This window comes from Balneolaceae bacterium (assembly GCA_034521495.1).
In the GTDB taxonomy this organism is placed as follows: Bacteria; Bacteroidota; Rhodothermia; order Balneolales; family Balneolaceae; genus Rhodohalobacter.
In genome coordinates, this window is record JAXHMK010000009.1 from 17,837 (window position 1) to 35,673 (window position 17,837).

The window sequence follows — 17,837 nt, forward strand, 5'->3', positions numbered from 1 at the left end:
TTTTTGAACGTTCTAAAAAATTTGGTTTAATGCGTTGAAAAACAACGTGCCGATGTGACCGGAGGAATTTCCAGGTTTAAAATCTTACACCAGGTAGCTAATAATCCAAAAAAGGTTCAAACATCTGTGAATGTACATGTCAACATCACCAAAAATAGTGATTAAGGATTAAGTTTGAGAAATTATGTTTTCTGAGTTTATCAAAAAAATCAAGAATTACAGCCACATTGGGGTCTTCTCGCATATTCGTCCTGATGGAGATTGCATTGGTTCGCAAGTTGCACTTAGTTTGTGGTTGCAAAAAAACGGGTTTGAAGTAACTGCATTTAATGAAGATGAAATTCCAATGAATATGCAGTGGCTGACAAGAGCTGTTGATATTGAGAACCCAACGGAGGAAAAGCTTGCTGAGTGTGATCTGCTTGTGATGGTAGATGGAAATGCACTTCACCGGTTCGGACAAGTTGCGGAGTGGCTTGAAGGTAAATCGTTGCCAATTTTTATGATTGACCATCACCCGAATCCCTCTGATGAGTTTGATATAACAATATCGGTTGATAGTGCCTCTTCGACCTGCGAATTGATCTACGGATTGTATGAAGAGAACGATCCTGCCCAGTTAGATGAAGCCTCTGCTAAATCTCTTTACACCGGAATAATTACAGATACCGGCTCTCTGCAGTTTGAAAGTGTTACCCCGCGAACAGTAGCTATTGTTTCAGAACTTCTTGACAGAGGCCAGTTCCGGCCAAACGAGGTGATTGAAGTGATCTATTCGAATAAAACACTTCCTCAAATGAAGCTTCTCAGTATGGCACTGGAAACCATTCAGCTTTTTGAGGATAATCAAATTGCAGTGATGAGCGTTACAAAAGAGATGCTTGAAGAAACCGGCACATCCAATGCCGATTGTGAAGGGTTTGTTAAATATCCTTTGAGCATCGCAAATATTAAAGCGGCTATCCTTGTCAAAGATTTTCATGATGAGGGCATACGTATCAGTCTTCGCTCAAGAAGTAATGTGGATGTAAATATTTGGGCCAAAGAACTGGGAGGTGGCGGTCATAAAAAGGCGGCAGGTGCCTGGCACGAAGGGCCGCGAAAAAAAGCTATTGAAGACCTTGTTAAAATCGGAGCCAAACAGCTTAAAGATCTTGAAACGACCACTGTTTTATAGCAGCCTTATTTTCTTATTGATTTTCCTGGGTTGCTCAAACCCGGATGAAACGGCAGAAAGCAGCGGCAATTCAGAAGAACAACCGTTTTCTGCTGCTTACCTTGAGCAAAATTCACCGGAAGAGATCATCAGTGAACCTGAAAATGATACTCCGGAAATTTCTGAATCCGTAGATGTGAACCGCTCCAATGCCATCACAAATGCGGTAGAAAAGGCCAGCCCTGCAGTTGTGAGTATTGCAGTAACCTCTCCGAGAAATTATCAATCGGCCCAGGAGGAATTTTTCCGCTTCTTTTTTGGCAATCCACCACGGGATAACAGCAGTATGGGATCAGGATTTTTAATTAGTGAGGATGGTTTGGTAGTTACAAATCAGCATGTGGTGGGAAGAAATCCTAATGAAATTACCATTTCCACAACGGAGGGAGAGTCGTACGATGCTGAGTTGATCGGCAGCGATGAGCTGACAGATATCGCCCTGCTTCGTATTCAATCCGACCATGTTTTCCCTTTTGTGGAGTTTAGTGATTCTGATGAGATCATGGTTGGTGAATGGTCTATTGCGCTGGGAAATCCATTTGGTTTGTTTGATGATGGAAAGCCAACGGTAACGGTTGGAGTTGTCAGTGCAAAAAATCGTGATTTTCGTCCCGACCCCAACAACCCGCGTACGTATATAGATATGATTCAGACGGATGCAGCAATTAACCGGGGGAATTCGGGCGGACCGTTGTTAAACAGTAATGGTGAAGTGATCGGTATCAATACATTTATCTATACCGGGGGTACCAGCTCCGGTTTTGTAGGCCTGGGATTTGCCATTCCAAGCAACCGGGTTGAAAAAATTATTTCCCAACTGCTTACAAGCGGCAGTGTAGTTTTGGATTACGATCCCGGAATGGAGTTTACCTCCATGACCGAACAACTTGTCTATCGTTACAGGCTTCCGTACGTAAGCGGACTGCTTGTTACAAGTGTAAATAGAAATGGGCCCGCCTACGAATGTGGTATTATGCCGGGCGATGTCATCGTTCGAATAGGGGAAGAACGCGTTTCGAGTAAAATGCATGCAATGGCACTACTGCGAGAATATGAGGAGGGCGACCACATGCATGTGGAGTTGTTGCGTGATGGGGAACTCTACAAAACCGAAATGGTACTTCGCCAAAAGGTTGCCGCTGAGTAGTTCCGTTTCGGATCCCTTGCTCAGTAGATTTGCTAAAAAAATAAAAAAAGCCGCGGAATCGGGTTCATTACCATTCCGCGACTTTTACAGCTCTTGATCTCTTATGCCCTCTATTGATGAAGGGAAATAACCTCCTTCTTAATCAATAGTCACTTGTATGAACCGAATTTTCCGAAAACCTTACAGAAAAATTTAAATTTTTGGAAAAAAAGCTTTCTTCGTAGTTAATCCGGATTATTCACTAAGAAATTTGGTTGTGAACAAGGCGAAGTGGAAATGGTGACGGAAGGGTACTGGAGTACCCTGAGCAAGCCCTTTTCACTTAAACGCAGTACACGATAAAATTTCGCAGTCCCAAACTGTCACTACTCAAATTTGAGAGGGCTTTGCAAAACCGTGGGTATGCGTCAATCTGAACTCGATTCAGATTCTCCATTCGTCTTTATAGATAGTATCAGGAGATCCTGAATCAAGTTCAGGATGACGGTCATAGTTTTGCAAAGCCTTCTTTGAGTTACCTGTAATTTTCGATATATGAAATAGTATCATTGACTTAATTCTATTTTATACTATTTCGTGAATAATCCGGATTATATTTTTGTTATTTTTGCAGATATGCTCATAGAAAAAGAACATTCCCAAAAAACAGAGTATTTACTGGAAGTTCCGGATGGTCAGCACACCGATATTCGGCTTGATAAATACATCACCTCTTTTATACAAAATGCCAGCCGGACCAAAGTTCAGAAAGCGATCAAAGATGGATATGTTTTGGTGAATGGAATACAGCAGAAATCGTCTTATATCATGCAGCCGGGCGATAAAATTGAAATTTCGCTGCCAAAACCGCCTCCCCAGGAAGCTAAACCCGAGGAGATGGATCTGAATATTGTGTATGAAGATGAGCACCTGTTGCTGGTAAATAAAACAGCTGATATGGTTGTTCATCCCGCTTATGGAAACTGGACGGGAACTCTTGTGAACGGACTACTATACTACACAAATGAAAATTTATCGCAAACGGATAAGGATACTGTTCGTCCCGGAATTGTGCACCGGCTGGATAAAGATACCAGTGGATTACTTGTAGTTGCCAAGGAGGATGAAACCCACAAAAAGTTATCCAGGCAGTTTGCTAAAAAGAAGCCGGAACGTAAATACTGGGCCATTGTCTGGGGAGATCCGCCGGATGAGGGAACTATTGAAGGAAATATCGGGCGCTCGCCGCGAGACCGAAAAATTATGACGGTTCTGGAGGAGGGCGGAAAATCTGCTGTTACACATTTCAAAAAGCTGGAAAGTTTTGATCATCTTGCACTGCTCGAAATACAGCTTGAAACAGGGCGGACCCATCAAATTAGAGTACATATGAAGCATGCCGGCTATTATGTTTTTGGAGATCCAACCTATGGGGGCGATTCTGTTCGATACGGCCCGAATACCGGTTCAAGAAAAAAAATGTTTCAAAATATGTTTGCCACACTGGAACGGCAGGCACTTCATGCCAAAACACTTGGTTTTAACCATCCTGCTACGGATGAATATGTAGAATTTAACTCTCCGCTCCCCGCCGATTTCCAGGAAGTTCTGGACAAACTGCGGGAAAATTGTAAACCTACTTCAAACTATGTCTGAGAAATCAAAAAAAATTAATATCGAAGTACTTCTTGATGAACAAAATGTGCCCGAAGAGATCAAATGGTCGGCTACCGACTTGCAGGGGCATGAAGAAACAATCTGCCGGGCGATGCTTCTTTCTTTGTGGGATCATCGAAATAAGGATACCCTGCGGCTCGATCTGTGGACCAAGGAAATGACCGTTGATGAGATGAAAATCTTTTTCCACCAAACACTGGTAACCATGGCAGATACGCTCGAAAACTCCACAAACGACTCCCGAATCAGCGGCGATATGCGTGATTTTTGTGCGTATTTCGCCGAAAAAATGGAAATTGCGGAATAAGATTTGGTCAAAAGTTTAAAGTTTAGTTCTTCAAAATTTCCTTTGAGAATTGTTTTTATATTGACTGGTGGTTACTGGAAGCAGAGCTTCCGGGCTTGCGTTCCGAAGGAAGACCTTCGAATTGAGTAAAGCAATGAGAAACCTTAAACCCCTGACTAGTGTAGCAACCAGTAAATTAATATAGTGTCAGGATCAATAAATCAATTCAATAGTCAACTTGAAAAGAGGCCACAAAAACACAAATAATTTTGTGATTTCGTGTTTTTGTGGCTACCCGATTGGCTATACTTTTTTAAAGATTGTAACACCAGCGCAAGTTTGTAACTTGTGCGGGGATGGTCCAAGTTTCAAACTTGAATCAGTTAGGTGTGAAGACATTCTGAACGAGCCTTAGACCTTGAACCTTAAACTTTAAACAGTACTACGAATGCAGTATCTCGATTTTGAACAACCTATCGCGGAACTGGAGAAAAAAATTGATGAATTGAATGATCTTTCCGTGAGTGATGAAGTATTGACGCCGGAGATTAATCGGTTGCGTAAAAAGGCCGACCAGCTGCGAAAGTCGATTTTTTCAAACCTTACCCGGTGGCAGAGAGTTCAGTTAGCGCGTCACCCCGACCGCCCCTACACCCTCGATTACATCGACTTAATGACGGATGAGTTCATTGAACTCCACGGGGATCGATATCACTCAGATGATAAAGCGATGATCGGAGGGCTGGCTACAATTGACGGCCAATCAGTGATGATTATCGGCCAGCAAAAAGGAAGAGATACAAAACAGCGTCAGTATCGAAATTTTGGCATGGCCAATCCCGAAGGATACAGGAAGGCCCATCGATTGATGAAAACGGCCGAGAAGTTTGGTATTCCGGTGGTAACCTTATTAGACACACCCGGCGCTTATCCCGGTCTTGAGGCTGAGGAGAGAGGACAGGCCGAAGCTATTGCAAAAAATTTAAAAATGATGTCCGTACTGGAAGTTCCGGTCATATCCATTGTAATTGGTGAAGGAGCCAGCGGCGGAGCCATTGGAATTGGAGTGGGCAATGAACTGTACATGATGGAAAATACATGGTATTCGGTGATTTCGCCTGAATCCTGTTCATCTATTTTATGGAAAACGTGGGAGTATAAAGAACAGGCGGCATCGGCATTAAAGCTCACGGCTAAAGATCTTCTTGAAATGAACATTATAGACGGCATTATTGAAGAACCTCTTGGCGGTGCTCACCGGGATTTTGAAAAATCAGCAGAGGCCGTGAAAGAACAGATTCTTAAAAGCCTGAAGAGATTAAAAAAAATGAAACCTGCTAAACTGATCGACCAGCGTATTGAGAAATATTCGGCTATGGGTGTCTGGGTTGAAGCCGATCAAAAAGGTTGACTATAACATATGATCCGGTTTCCTGAGAAAAATCCCGTTGTTCGGTACAATTACGAGTTGAGAAGCCGGTACGGAGAGACAGATCAGATGGGATATGTCTACTACGGGCGATATCTCGAATATTTTGAAGTAGCCCGAACAGAGATGATTCGATCTCTGGGCATACCCTATTCCCGGCTCGAAGAGGATGGCTTCATGCTTCCGGTTGTGTACGCACAGTTAGCTTACAAAGCACCCGTTCATTACGATGAGTTAATGACGATTGAGGTTTCAGTTTTTGAGAAACCGATGGTTCGCCTGGATACATACTACCGGGTGTTAACCTCCAGGCTCCAAAAACCTCATGTATTGGGTCAGGTTACGCTCTGTTTTACAGATACCGAAGATCGAAAACCTTGCAGAGCTCCCGAATATTTTAAGAATCTTATGGATCAACAGGCATGATCTTCTATGAAGAACGCAGCAAGTTACTGGTTGCTATTTCTTGGGTTGTCTATCCTGTTGATTTTATCACTCGGCGGCGGACTTTGGGGGGCAGAACAGAGTATCGGCCATTGGACGGGGAAGCTGTTTGAAAATGTTTGTCATCAGGACCCGGCACGTTCATTCTCATTTAACGGAACGCCAATGGCGGTAAACAGCCGCTGCTTTGGTGTTTTTACCGGTCTTTGGATTGGCTGGCTTATGATTCCGGTTCTTATTCTCTTCACTTTGAAAAAAATCTGGACAAACTGGTTGCTTTTGCTTGCAGTGATGCTTCAAATCATCGATTATATGGGCAACCATATTTTATGGGAAAACAGCAATATCTCAAGAGTTGTTTTGGGTTTACTGCTGGGGATAGCAGTAGCCGTATTTCTATCGGATTTATTTAAACGTAAAAGAAAAATCAGTAAATCATGAACGAAGACGAAAGCACACAGGAGTTATCATTTCAAGATTATTTACCATCTATTGGAATTGTTGGGCTCATCTTTAGTTTGGTCAGTTTTGTTGTTGGATTGTTTTTCGGGTATCAACAGATCAATGCAGAGCCAACCGGTTCAATCATGTCTCCAATGATGTTTAGCGGAGTTGTGATCTGCCTGGTATCGGCCCTGGCGGGATTACTTGCTGTTTGGCATTTCACGCGGGAAGTCACTCCATTTTTAACGCTCGGGCAGGGGGCACTTATTGGGTTTATGACGGGTGCTGTAATTGTTTTATTCAGCGTTGTTTTTAACGAGCTGTGGATTATGTTATTCGATCCCGAGTATACCACAAAAATTATGGATGCCACCATTGCCAATATCGAAGCGATGGAGATGCCCGAAGCAAACAAACAGCAGATGATAGATGCAATGGCAGATTCAGTGGCCGGCGGACAATCTATCTGGCAGCAAATCTTTTGGGGTATACCTGTTACCGGGCTTTTAAATCTTGTAACCGGCCTGATTGGTGTGAAGATATTTGGCGAGAAGAAAGAAGAGACATTTTAACAAACAGGTATGAATCAATCATCTGAAGAATACTCATTTACTCCAACGGTCGTTCATTCCTGGGCAGAACGGAATGGCTTTGCGCATTGGGTTATTGCACTTATCTGGCTCGTTGTTGTATTAATCCTGTTCCAGCTTGTAGCCGCAATTGTGTTTGTAGGTTTGCTTATGGCAACCGGCGGAGAGATTGACCCGGCCAATGCTATGGCATCTATGACCGAGAATATTGATCTGCTTTTCATAGGAAATTCAGTGGGACAGATTCTATTTCTGGGTTTGGCTACATTTGTTATTGTTCGGTTAAACACCGGAAGCGAAAGCAAGCGGTCTTTTTTAAGAATTCAATGGAATAACCAGGTGCTAAAATACCTGTTGATGGGCGGCCTGCTGATTATCGTTATTCAGCCGGTTATCATCTATCTTGGATACTTAAATTCCCTGATACCAATACCGGAGATGTTTAGCGATCTGCAGGTTTCTCAATACGAAATGATCGAAGATTTTTTGAGTACGGATGGAATCATCTGGTTTGGTTTGTTAAATATCGCCCTTGTCCCCGCTATTTGTGAAGAAGTTCTGTTCCGTGGATATATTTTACGTGCCTTCGAGAAAAGCTGGGGCCCTGTGATTGCCGTTTTAATTTCAGGGTTGGTATTCGGCATGTTTCACATCCAGCTTGGAAATATTTTACCGCTTGCAACACTTGGAGTCATTCTTGCTCTTATGACCTGGCTGAGCGGAACCCTCTGGCCCGCTGTTGTTGCTCATTTTATAAATAACGGTGCAGCAGTTTTGGTCGGTTCGCAATACCCGGAACTTCTTTTCCAGGAGATATCAGCCGATACGTTACCGCCGCTTTGGGTACTTGTGGCAAGTATAATTTTCTCCATATTAATCGTGTACTGGATGATTAATAAATCTAAGCAGTTGAAATAGATCAGAGGTTCATGTTACGAGGATCAGAACCGAATAAAATTAAAAATTGGGTTTGTATACTGGAGAGAGGTACGGAGTACGAAGTTGAGCTTGCCAAGAACTATCTGTCTAATCTAAAAATTCCATCGAACATCCTGTCTAAAAGAGATTCTTCGTACAGCCTCAATTTTGGTGAGATGTCGATGGTGTACCTCTATGTTCCCAAAGAGTTCGAAAAGAAAGCCCGAAAAGCGCTGGCTGAGCTGAACGAGCAGGAAGATGATTTCGACTTGAATGAAAACAGGGAAGATTGAAAGAACTAACGAAAAGAGTTCTCTTTGCTGTACCGGCTGCTGCTATCATGTTGTATATAACATGGATTGGCGGACTCGCCTTTGAACTATTTTTTGGAGCCATTGCTCTTTTAACTATTTGGGAAATTCATTCTGTTTGGAAACAAACAGATGTCAAAGATCTTTTTTTTATCTCAATGTTGATTGCCGGATCTGTCTGGTTTTTTGAGAAACTGCCCTTCTGGAGTGTGATGGCAATTTCCTTAACTGTTTTGGTCTTTTTTATAATCTCTTTTTTTGTCAGCCGGAAACAATTTTCAAAACGATTATTTGCTACTCTTTTTACAGGAATATACGCTCCGGTGGGTTTTTTGATGATTGTAAATATCCGGAATATGGGAGATACTCTGGATGGATTTTGGCTGGTTTTGTCTTTCTTTTTGATGATTTGGGGGAATGACGTATTCGCATATTTTGGAGGAAAAACATGGGGAAAAACACCGCTTGCACCTACTATCAGTCCCAATAAAACACTGGAGGGATTTTGGTTTGGATTTTTAGGGACAGCAGTTGGTTTTTTGATAGCTTTTGGAATTGCAAATCCCTATCCATTCCCCCTTTGGACGATCTTACCGGCAGTAATCCTCATTGGATTTTTGGGGCCTGTGGGAGATATCACTGAAAGCCGCCTGAAACGGATGGCAAATGTCAAAGATTCCTCATCAATTCTGCCCGGCCATGGTGGTTTTTTTGACCGGTTTGATTCCATGATTCTTACCGCACCTTTTATCTATTTTCTTTTCTATTTGTTGATTTGAAGAGGGTTTTGAAATACCGTGTGTATTTCGACTTCGCTGCGCTCTTTTAGGACGTCAGTTTGAGCGCAATGAGGAGGTACGACGAATGAAGTCGAAAACAAATGATTGCTTCTGCAAAGCCCTCTTGAAATTTTGTGTGATTCATAAATGTGGACTGAAAAGTGAGATTGGCCAAAAAGAATGTGGAAAAACGATAAACTAAATTTTTGTCATACCAGACCAGAAAGAGATCCTTTTTGGACAGCTTCAAAAAGGGGTGTTAGTTTCGTTTTATTCTCGTCTCGGTGCTCTGCTCCGAGATGATGGTCAGGGCTGCTCTGCTGCCCGTATGTAGCCAATATACGGCGGAGCAGAGCAACGACTGCATTCTGTTTCACAGCAGAGCGGTGAAACAAGGGAATAAGGTTTTTTACTTATTCTTAAAGCGTTGTCTATAAATTTTCACGTCACTTATTTCAAATAAATAATTTTCGGGATAACTTCTCAAAAGCAATCGGATGATTATTTTGCAAAAAAACAATGGTGGTTATTATTGTGAGTGGCAATTACGCTAAGAGGGCTTTGCAAAACCGTGGTTATTAGTCAATCTGAACTCGATTCAGATTCTCCATTCGCCTTTATAGCCAATATCTGGAGATCCTGAATCAAGTTCAGGATGACGGTCAGAGTTTTGCAAAGCCTTCGCTAAAAGATTATATCAAATTTGTACATGTTTAGCGCTAAAAACATCCGGTTCCAGGCCATTTATCGTATCGCCCTCACCCCCAACCCCTCTCCCACGCGGGAGAGGGGCGAAGGGGAGAGGGAGAAACAACGGTCTGTGCCAAGAGATTGATTTTTTTGTTTGTCAGACCGCTAAACAGGTACTCAAATTCATTTGATATAGCTTATCATTCAACGTGGATTGATTTGAAAGAAAGAGATGTTATAAAAATATGGATACAAAAAAGATAATAATTACCGGCGGAACAGGATTTATTGGTTCGTACTTATGTACAGAACTTCTCAAACAGGGGCATTTCATTTCGATTATTACGCGCTCACCTGAGAAATATTCAGAAGAACAGTCAAAAAATCTTCGATATATTGGCTGGGATGATAATTTATCCAAGTCGATGGCCGAAACGGATGTTGTTATCAATCTGGTGGGGGAAAGCTTATTTGGAAAACGGTGGACAGAAAGTGTAAAGAAATCGATCTACAATAGCCGTATTGAATCCACTAAAAAGCTTGTAGAGGCCATGGAAAAATCCGATTCCCAACCCGATCTGTTTATATCGGCCTCGGCGGTTGGTATTTACGGAGACAGCGGAGATAAGCTGTTAGATGAGTCATCGCCAACCGGGAATGATTTTCTGGCAAATGTTTGCAAAGATTGGGAAAAGGAATCGAAGAAAGCGGAAAAACTGGGTGTTCGGGTTGTAAATCCCCGGCTTGGAATAGTAATGGAGAAAAACGGTGGATTTTTGCAAATCATGAAACTGCCTTTTCTTTTCTTTGTGGGAGGCCCCATTGGTGATGGCAATCAATATTTTCCATGGATTCATATGGACGACCTGGTTCGTGCATTAATCTACCCAATCGAAAAGAAAGATCTGACCGGCCCTTATAATGTTTGCTCGCCGCAACCGGAGCCTATGAATCGTATGGCTGATGCTTTGGGGAATGTATTAAACCGTCCGTCATTTTTCAGAGTGCCTGAATTTGTGATGAAAACCATTCTCGGTGAAGCTGCTCAACCGGCACTTGCAAGTCTGAATGTGCAGCCAAAAGTTCTTCAAATCTCTGGTTTTGAATTTAAATTTGAAGATGTTGAAGAAGCACTGGCGGATATTTTTTAACCTTTATTCTGAACTTCTTCTCTCTGTAAAATTGATCGTCCAGCACTGCAATCCATTCCTGGTTCGGGCGATAATCTCTTGTCGTCCATTTCCTAAAAAATCACTAATTACAGGATTACTCATTCCGGTAGTTGGAAGTTCGCCATGACGTTCACCACTTAAAATGTCCCACGCGTATAATCTGCCAAAATCAGCCAGGGCAATCAGGTCATCACGCTGGTCGCTGTTGATGTCCTGGATAATTGGCGGAGTAGTTGCAGATGAGGGTTGTCCCATCGATTGTGTGAACTGAAGCTGGCCAGAATCGTCATACAGAAATACAGAACCATTTGTAGCCTGAACTAATATCAGGTTTCTTCGTTCAAGCTCCTCTGTCTCTGTAGAAATAAGTGTTTCATAGTGAGAAGGTGTTACATTTAAGCTGCTGTTGGCAACCTGTATAGATTGAACAGTTAAGGGATCAGATGAAACCAGGTTTGCCAGCGGATCAGAAAACAGCGGAGAAGGCCCAACACTGTAAAGGTTTCCATTAAGGCCTGAACCGAGGATGGTATCATTATAGGAGAGAGGAGAACCCTGAACCTGAGAAGTTAAAAATACCGGGAAATTTTCTCTCAGATCTCCGTTCACATTCCATGCATGAAGAGTATTCTCGGAATAAGCAAACAGCGAACGTTGATTGTTGATTTCTGCGATTAATGGTTTTGATTCAACAACAGAATTCGTTGACCGGGGCCAGCCGTTGATCTCCTGTCCGCGTGCATTCAGAATATGTATATAGCGATCGGCCGTAGCTACAACAATCTCTGCTACTCCATTTCCTGTAATATCTGTGATCGTTAAGGGTGTTGAAATATCTTCCTCCAGCCGGATGGGGAAATTTGGTAAAATAGTACCGGATTGATTCCATGCATACACTTTATTTCCCGCTGCCTGCATAATGATGTTTTGATTGTTGCCATACCAATCGTAAACAACAGGTGGTCCAACCGGGGAGTCATTTTCGGTAGTAGCTTGCAGAATAACTGTTCCGTCTGTTGCCAGAGCATAAACGTACCCGTTTTCAGTTGTAAAGATTACCTCATTTCGGGGACTCCCGGTAATATTAGCCAAAACCGGCGGACCACTGATTTCAGCCCCGTTTAGAGGAAATACCCACTGCTCGGTGTAAGGGGAATTTTCAGCCTCCTGTTCGAAAGATGTAAGACGAACATCCACAGTGTTTGTGCCCGGTTCAAGTCGAGTTGATATCACAAACTCATCGAGAGTACTTAGGAGGTTGCTGATATAATTTTGAGGAAAAAGCCACGGTTGGATATAGGTGCCAAAATCTGCTGCTTTAATATAATGAAGGGAGCTCAGTGGATTTGGCAGTGAATTTCGAATGGTTGAATAGCCATCTTCATAATAGACCACCCGTCGCCGGGCAGCATCTCCGCCAATACTTTCAGCAAGACCTTTTCGCTGGGCCAGAGCTACGGTATTCTCATAAACTGTGATATAAAAATCTTCAATCGGAAAAATATCAGACCCGATAAGTTTACCAATCAGGGTGCTGTTTACGAAGTAGGTGGTTTCATCTTTAATTACGTACTCTTGCTCGGTCAGCCGGTCAAGCACAGATCGAACTGCGCTGGAATCCTGAATGCTGCGCAGGAACAAATATTCACTGGAACTGGACGGGCCTGAGTTGGCAAAAGCCACAAAAGCTGCTTCATTTCCAAGATTTTGTTGAATAGTGTGCCAGTCACTTGGTGTGGATTGAATATACTGGTCGAGTTCATGTTCAGGTTCAAAATCTTCAGATGTTTGCAATACCTGCTGGTCGACTCGAAAAATACTAAACCCGGCGGCGTTTACAGGGATATAACGGTCGAGAGAAAAACCGTTTGCTGGTTGTGTCATGTAACGAACCAATGAGGAAGTACTGTCTTGAATTTCCATGGTACCTTGCAATTGCCACTGGAAATCCTCTTCAACAGATTGAGTTTTCTGAAACGATATCGGCGAAGATCCGGCGAAAATATCGTTGAGAAAAGGCCGGTTGATTACCTGTGAAACCTGCTGAACCCATTCATCCATATTTTCTGTATTCATTATTACAGAGCCGGGTGAAAGGTGATCGCTGTGTAGCTCTAAAACCTCTTCAGTACCGATCAAGGTGCGTAAAATACTTTCAAGGCCAATACTTGATTGCGAAAAAAGAGTCCATTTTTCAAAACGAACCATAAACAGAATTCGCTCTCCCAAAAAGAGCTTTTCAATAGTGTACCCCTTGAACTCATATTGGTTCTGTTGATATTGTTCCTGGTATATCTCTGTGAGTGTTTCAGGAAGTCCGTTTACGGTTTGAGTAATCCAGACAGGGTGCCAATCGTTTGAACTGCTTGGGTGTAGTAAGAGTGCCTCAACAGGAATCTGTTGATCGGTATGTTCCTGTAAATTTGTAATGAGTTGCATAGCTGATGGCGTAATATCATCCAGAAGAGGTGCATAAGGCAGAGATAGCAATTGATCAACAGAGCTATCTGTGCCTGGAACAACCACAAAAAAAGTTGATTTCGGTACGAACTCAGACCAATGTTCTGTGGTTGGTTGAGTACATGAAGAGATGAGCAAAACAGTAATCAGCGAAAAAAATGTCAGTCGGTTTTTGAGATTCACCGTCAATCGAATAATAAGTTTGTTAGGGATGGGTTATTACCATAGCTTAATTATGCTCTGGTAGATTTGTTCCAATTTTGCGAGTATTAAGGTAAAAAACTTTTCGCTAAATGAGCTTTCTTAATCCTTTTTTTCTATTTGCGCTACTTACGGTTGCCGTTCCGTTATTGATCTACCTTCTTAATATAAGAAAACCGAAAAAAGTGAGATTTTCGACCCTCGCTTTTTTCGATTCTCTTAAGTCTACTGCTCTCAAAAAAATTCGTATTAAACGGTGGCTGCTTTTAGCGATCCGTTGTTTGGCGATTTTGGCTCTTGTGTTAGCTGCTTCACGACCTTTTTTACCCCCCGAATACGGTTGGTCGAGCAACAATCAACCAAAAGCGATTGGTATTCTGATTGACAACAGCCCGACTATGAACCGTGTTGACCGTAATGGCCCCTACAGCGAGCAGGCAAAAAACACCGCCCGGGAAATTTTATCGATTGCCGGAGACGATGACCGCATCTTAATGGATGTAACCAATGGTGGTTCTCTGAATGTACCCCTGATTTCAAAACGAGCCGCGATGAACCGGCTGGAAGATGTAGAAACTGTAAATGCGGGAAACTATCTGGTGGACAGGCTTCAATCGGTAGCCGGGCGGCTGATGGAAGCAGATCAACCCAATAAAATTCTCTACCTGATTACAGACGGCCAGGAATCGCAGTTTTCGGAATTTGAAGAGAGTGAATCTGTTATTGACGATATTAATGTTCAGGTGCTAACAGTTGGAAGCGGCGAAGCACTGAATCTTGGGTTTGAGAATGTTGAGATTGAATATGGCGGGATGTCACAAGCGGGAAATGTACAATTACGTGCCAACGTAATGAATGAGGGAAACCAGCCTGCTGCAAACCAATTTATCAATCTCTATCAGAGTGGCGAACTTATCACGCAGCAAGCGTTTAATCTTGAGGCGGGATCAAGCCGGGAGTTTTTGTTTGATCTGCCGGTGGGCGGTCAGGATTCACTACATGTTGAACTGCTACTTGAAGGAGATGAACTCTCCTTTGATAATCGATATTATGCTGCCATTGAGCTGCCGGATGAGAAAAATATTCTGGTCTTTAATCAACAGCCCGAAACAGCCAATTTTCAATCGTACCTGTTGCCGATGCTTGAGATTGCATCAGATGAATCCGGACGGATGAACATTCAGTTTGCAAACATCAATAATTTCCAGATTTCAGAATTAAGTCAATACAATGCTGTCATTTTAGATGGAATACGCCAGATTCCTGATTATCTATCTGAACCACTGATTGATCATGTACAGGCAGGGGCCGGGTTGCTTTTTATGCCGGCTGCGAATGGAGATCTGAGCAGTTATAATCGCCTGTTGAATTTTAGTAATGCCGGGCGGTATTCTGATGTGATTGGCAGCTATGGATCTTTCGAACCGGTGGACAGGATGGCTGAGCCGACGGAAGGACACCCGATTATGGATCAAATATTTGAAAAACCCGAGGATGAAGAGATTCGCCTGAATGTTCCCGAACTGTTCTTCTATTACGAAATTGAGATGGGAAATCAGTCATCAGGATTTTCCATTCTGCAAACGCGAACCGGAAATCCGCTTTTGGTAGAAAATAGAGTGGGGAGCGGGAAAATGATCTATTCGGCAATTGGAAGTGATCCCGGGTGGTCGAACTTTCCCGTCAAACCATTTTTTGCTCCATTATTCTACAGAACCGCAGATTATTTGGTACAAGGTGAGGAAGCAACGTTGCAAGTTCATGAGTTAGGTAAGCCGTTTCAAATTGAGTTGAATGAAAATTCCGAAAGTATTCAACTGGTTAAAGATGGAGAAACAATTTTGCCGGAAGTGCAGCAGACATTCCGGGGTGCGCGTGTAACGTATCATGCAACCGAATGGGAACCCGGTTGGCTGAGGTTGCAAACAAACAATCAGGCAAAACTATTTTCGGTAAATCAAAATGCAATGGAATCCATTTTGAGTTCGTTAAATGAGGAGCAACTGGCAAACAATCTCAGTGCACTTTTTAGCAGTGTTTCTATTGTTAAAGGCGGTGCTGAGAATGCTCAACTGGAAAGCGAACTTGAATTAGCATCATTTGGCCGCGAAATTTGGTATTGGTTTGTTTTAATTGCAATCATTTTATTACTATTAGAGTTATTGGTATCCCGTTATTATAAAGCAGAAACCTTCGAATGAATATCTCAACTGACATACACAGTCTCTTTGTACTACTTCTTGCTATGTTTACATTGGGAGCCACATTTTTGGCTGCTTACACTACGGCAAATGCTTTCCGATTGAGAAATATCCGGCTTAGCTGGCGATCCGGTAAGTTAAAAGGGTATCCGCTGTTCTCTACACTGTTTTTAGGATTTACCGGTTTTGTGGGTTCTATTGTAACCTACTTCGAAATCAGCCAGGTTTATACCGTACTGGGTTGCTATAGCTGGATGGGCGTATGCTGGTTTATGTCGAGCTATTTTACCAGTAAGTCGTACATTACAGACCATGGAATTGTAAAAAATATCAACGACCCGTCTCAAACTATCGCGTGGCATCAAATTAATGATTATGTAGAAAAGCCGGCCTCGAGAGGCTCAGAATATGTTTTTATATATCGTGATCAATCAGAGAGAATTAACGAAATGAAGCTTATTCGCCTTGAACTCTTTGTACCCGACAGGAATATCCATAAATTTAATAAGATCATCGATCTGAAGATTGGCAAGACAATGACACCCGTTGCCGACTCCTCTTTCGATTTCAAGGCATTTGAATAAAAAAAGATCAATTAAGGAGTTTAGAATTTGTTAGAAGAGATAAGAAAACCCTCACTGGAGAAAGAAAAGGCGGTATTGGTAGGCCTTTTCGGTCCTGATACTCCCCGCTGGCTGGCAGAAGAGTATCTTGATGAGCTGATGTTACTGGCTGATACAGCGGGTGCAGATACCGTTCATAAAGAACTGCAAAATCGTCCGCATCCGGATCCTACTACCTATATCGGAAAAGGAAAGGTTAAACAACTGAAACAGATCTGTGCTGATAAAAACGCCGATCTTATCATTTTTGATGATGATCTGACCGCGACCCAGATTCGAAATGTCGAAAAAATAGCCAAAGTTAAAGTACTGGACCGAAGCGGGCTGATTCTGGATATTTTTGCATCGCGGGCCAAAACAGCAGCGGCCAAAACACAGGTTGAGTTGGCTCAGCTGCAATATCTGCTTCCCCGGCTGACGAGGTTCTGGACTCACTTGTCTCGTCAGAAAGGTGGTATTGGTACGAAAGGCCCCGGTGAAACTCAGATTGAGACAGACCGCCGTTTGATAGGTAAGAGAATAACAACACTTAAAGAAAAGCTTGAAAAGTTAGACCGGCAGCGGACGACTCAACGAAAAGGCCGCGAAAATAATACGAGAGTCTCTCTGGTGGGATACACGAATGCCGGCAAGTCCACCCTGATGAATGCCTTGACAGAAACCAATGTGCTGGCAGAAGACAGGCTTTTTGCCACCCTGGATTCAACTGTACGGCGCTTGGATCTGGAAAATCATGAAGTACTTCTTTCCGACACTGTTGGATTTATTCGAAAACTGCCGCATGATTTGATTGAAAGTTTTAAATCTACCCTGGATGAAGTTCGCGAGGCAGATGTTTTGCTTCATGTGGTTGATGCTTCCAGCAGACTGGTGGATGATTATATTGAGGTTGTTGAAGATACCCTGGAGGAGATGGGAATTCATCAACCCAATAAAATGCTTGTGTTCAACAAGATAGACCTATTAGAACCCGAAAAATTGATCGGGCTAAAGAAAGAGTTCCCTGATGCCACATTTGTATCCGCCATCCGCGGAATTGGTCTTGGAAAACTGGAGGATGAACTCGAAAATCTGATTGAAGAAGATTACGTCGATTTTTCTTACAATGTACCGATGTCTCATTATAAAGCTGTGGCGTATTTACACGAGGTTGCTGTGGTGAATAAAGAACAATACGAAGGAAATAACGTTTCAATTGCAGGAAGTACCTCGAAAGCTGATCGTGATCGGTTTGAATCGATGCTTGCTGATATCAACTAATTTTAAATAT

Annotated in this window: 16 protein-coding genes; 15 read left to right on the forward strand and 1 reads right to left on the reverse strand. The window is 42.6% G+C overall.

Going from position 1 to position 17,837, the window contains the following annotated elements; all coding sequences use genetic code 11:
- Window positions 1–184: 184 nt before the first annotated feature.
- The 12 genes from U5K72_05030 to U5K72_05085 all read left to right on the forward strand — a co-directional run bounded on the left by U5K72_05030 (window position 185) and on the right by U5K72_05085 (window position 11,061).
- Window positions 185–1,177 carry a bifunctional oligoribonuclease/PAP phosphatase NrnA gene (locus tag U5K72_05030; protein MDZ7718166.1) on the forward strand — a complete coding sequence of 331 codons (993 nt, stop codon included), beginning with the start codon at window positions 185–187 and terminating at the stop codon, window positions 1,175–1,177.
- Window positions 1,155–2,363 carry a trypsin-like peptidase domain-containing protein gene (locus tag U5K72_05035; GenBank protein MDZ7718167.1) on the forward strand — a complete coding sequence of 403 codons (1,209 nt, stop codon included), beginning with the start codon at window positions 1,155–1,157 and terminating at the stop codon, window positions 2,361–2,363. Before U5K72_05030 ends, U5K72_05035 begins: the two co-directional genes overlap by 23 nt.
- 576 nt (window positions 2,364–2,939) lie before the next feature.
- Window positions 2,940–3,998 carry an RluA family pseudouridine synthase gene (locus tag U5K72_05040; protein ID MDZ7718168.1) on the forward strand — a complete coding sequence of 353 codons (1,059 nt, stop codon included), beginning with the start codon at window positions 2,940–2,942 and terminating at the stop codon, window positions 3,996–3,998.
- Window positions 3,991–4,326, forward strand: a complete 336-nt coding sequence (gene gldC, locus U5K72_05045) for a gliding motility protein GldC (protein MDZ7718169.1) — start codon at window positions 3,991–3,993, stop codon at window positions 4,324–4,326. The genes U5K72_05040 and gldC overlap by 8 nt, the downstream gene beginning before the upstream one ends.
- 427 nt (window positions 4,327–4,753) lie before the next feature.
- Entirely contained in the window at window positions 4,754–5,716 is a 963-nt protein-coding gene (locus U5K72_05050) for an acetyl-CoA carboxylase carboxyltransferase subunit alpha (protein MDZ7718170.1), read from the forward strand.
- 9 nt (window positions 5,717–5,725) lie between these two features.
- Window positions 5,726–6,160, forward strand: coding sequence for a thioesterase family protein (locus U5K72_05055; GenBank protein ID MDZ7718171.1), 435 nt, complete (start codon window positions 5,726–5,728; stop codon window positions 6,158–6,160).
- A gap of 6 nt (window positions 6,161–6,166) precedes the next feature.
- Window positions 6,167–6,619, forward strand: a complete 453-nt coding sequence (locus U5K72_05060) for a DUF2085 domain-containing protein (GenBank protein ID MDZ7718172.1) — start codon at window positions 6,167–6,169, stop codon at window positions 6,617–6,619.
- Window positions 6,616–7,194, forward strand: a complete 579-nt coding sequence (locus U5K72_05065) for a DUF4199 domain-containing protein (GenBank protein MDZ7718173.1) — start codon at window positions 6,616–6,618, stop codon at window positions 7,192–7,194. Before U5K72_05060 ends, U5K72_05065 begins: the two co-directional genes overlap by 4 nt.
- Before the next feature lie 9 nt (window positions 7,195–7,203).
- A complete protein-coding gene (locus U5K72_05070) occupies window positions 7,204–8,130 on the forward strand; it encodes a type II CAAX endopeptidase family protein (protein ID MDZ7718174.1) in 927 nt (308 codons plus the stop codon).
- An 11-nt stretch (window positions 8,131–8,141) separates the two neighbouring features.
- Window positions 8,142–8,423 carry a hypothetical protein gene (locus U5K72_05075; protein ID MDZ7718175.1) on the forward strand — a complete coding sequence of 94 codons (282 nt, stop codon included), beginning with the start codon at window positions 8,142–8,144 and terminating at the stop codon, window positions 8,421–8,423.
- Window positions 8,420–9,220: a phosphatidate cytidylyltransferase gene (locus tag U5K72_05080; GenBank protein MDZ7718176.1), complete on the forward strand. Its 801-nt coding sequence runs from the start codon at window positions 8,420–8,422 to the stop codon at window positions 9,218–9,220. The genes U5K72_05075 and U5K72_05080 overlap by 4 nt, the downstream gene beginning before the upstream one ends.
- Window positions 9,221–10,155: 935 nt before the next feature.
- On the forward strand, window positions 10,156–11,061 hold the full coding sequence (locus U5K72_05085; protein ID MDZ7718177.1) for a TIGR01777 family oxidoreductase: 906 nt from the start codon (window positions 10,156–10,158) through the stop codon (window positions 11,059–11,061).
- A gap of 3 nt (window positions 11,062–11,064) precedes the next feature.
- Here U5K72_05085 and U5K72_05090 read toward each other — a convergent pair whose 3' ends face one another.
- Window positions 11,065–13,608, reverse strand: a complete 2,544-nt coding sequence (locus U5K72_05090) for a hypothetical protein (GenBank protein ID MDZ7718178.1) — start codon at window positions 13,606–13,608, stop codon at window positions 11,065–11,067.
- A 227-nt stretch (window positions 13,609–13,835) separates the two neighbouring features.
- Here U5K72_05090 and U5K72_05095 point away from each other — a divergent pair, with 227 nt between their 5' ends.
- Genes U5K72_05095 through hflX form a run of 3 tightly spaced genes read left to right on the forward strand, consistent with a single transcriptional unit; the run spans window position 13,836 to window position 17,827 of the window.
- Window positions 13,836–15,944 (forward strand): VWA domain-containing protein, encoded by a 2,109-nt coding sequence (locus tag U5K72_05095; protein ID MDZ7718179.1) that lies wholly within the window; start codon window positions 13,836–13,838, stop codon window positions 15,942–15,944.
- The gene (locus U5K72_05100; protein MDZ7718180.1) at window positions 15,941–16,528 is read left to right on the forward strand and encodes a hypothetical protein; all 588 of its coding nucleotides are present in this window, start codon (window positions 15,941–15,943) and stop codon (window positions 16,526–16,528) included. Before U5K72_05095 ends, U5K72_05100 begins: the two co-directional genes overlap by 4 nt.
- A 27-nt stretch (window positions 16,529–16,555) precedes the next feature.
- On the forward strand, window positions 16,556–17,827 hold the full coding sequence (gene hflX / locus U5K72_05105) for a GTPase HflX (protein ID MDZ7718181.1): 1,272 nt from the start codon (window positions 16,556–16,558) through the stop codon (window positions 17,825–17,827).
- The last annotated feature ends 10 nt before the right edge of the window (window positions 17,828–17,837 follow it).

Coding starts and splice junctions, on each gene's coding strand:
- U5K72_05030 (MDZ7718166.1), top strand. CDS start 185: ATGTTTTCTGAGTTTATCAAAAAAATCAAGAATTACAGCCACATTGGG.
- gldC (MDZ7718169.1), top strand. CDS start 3,991: ATGTCTGAGAAATCAAAAAAAATTAATATCGAAGTACTTCTTGATGAA.
- U5K72_05050 (MDZ7718170.1), top strand. CDS start 4,754: ATGCAGTATCTCGATTTTGAACAACCTATCGCGGAACTGGAGAAAAAA.
- U5K72_05055 (MDZ7718171.1), top strand. CDS start 5,726: ATGATCCGGTTTCCTGAGAAAAATCCCGTTGTTCGGTACAATTACGAG.
- U5K72_05060 (MDZ7718172.1), top strand. CDS start 6,167: ATGAAGAACGCAGCAAGTTACTGGTTGCTATTTCTTGGGTTGTCTATC.
- U5K72_05065 (MDZ7718173.1), top strand. CDS start 6,616: ATGAACGAAGACGAAAGCACACAGGAGTTATCATTTCAAGATTATTTA.
- U5K72_05070 (MDZ7718174.1), top strand. CDS start 7,204: ATGAATCAATCATCTGAAGAATACTCATTTACTCCAACGGTCGTTCAT.
- U5K72_05075 (MDZ7718175.1), top strand. CDS start 8,142: ATGTTACGAGGATCAGAACCGAATAAAATTAAAAATTGGGTTTGTATA.
- U5K72_05085 (MDZ7718177.1), top strand. CDS start 10,156: ATGGATACAAAAAAGATAATAATTACCGGCGGAACAGGATTTATTGGT.
- U5K72_05095 (MDZ7718179.1), top strand. CDS start 13,836: ATGAGCTTTCTTAATCCTTTTTTTCTATTTGCGCTACTTACGGTTGCC.
- U5K72_05100 (MDZ7718180.1), top strand. CDS start 15,941: ATGAATATCTCAACTGACATACACAGTCTCTTTGTACTACTTCTTGCT.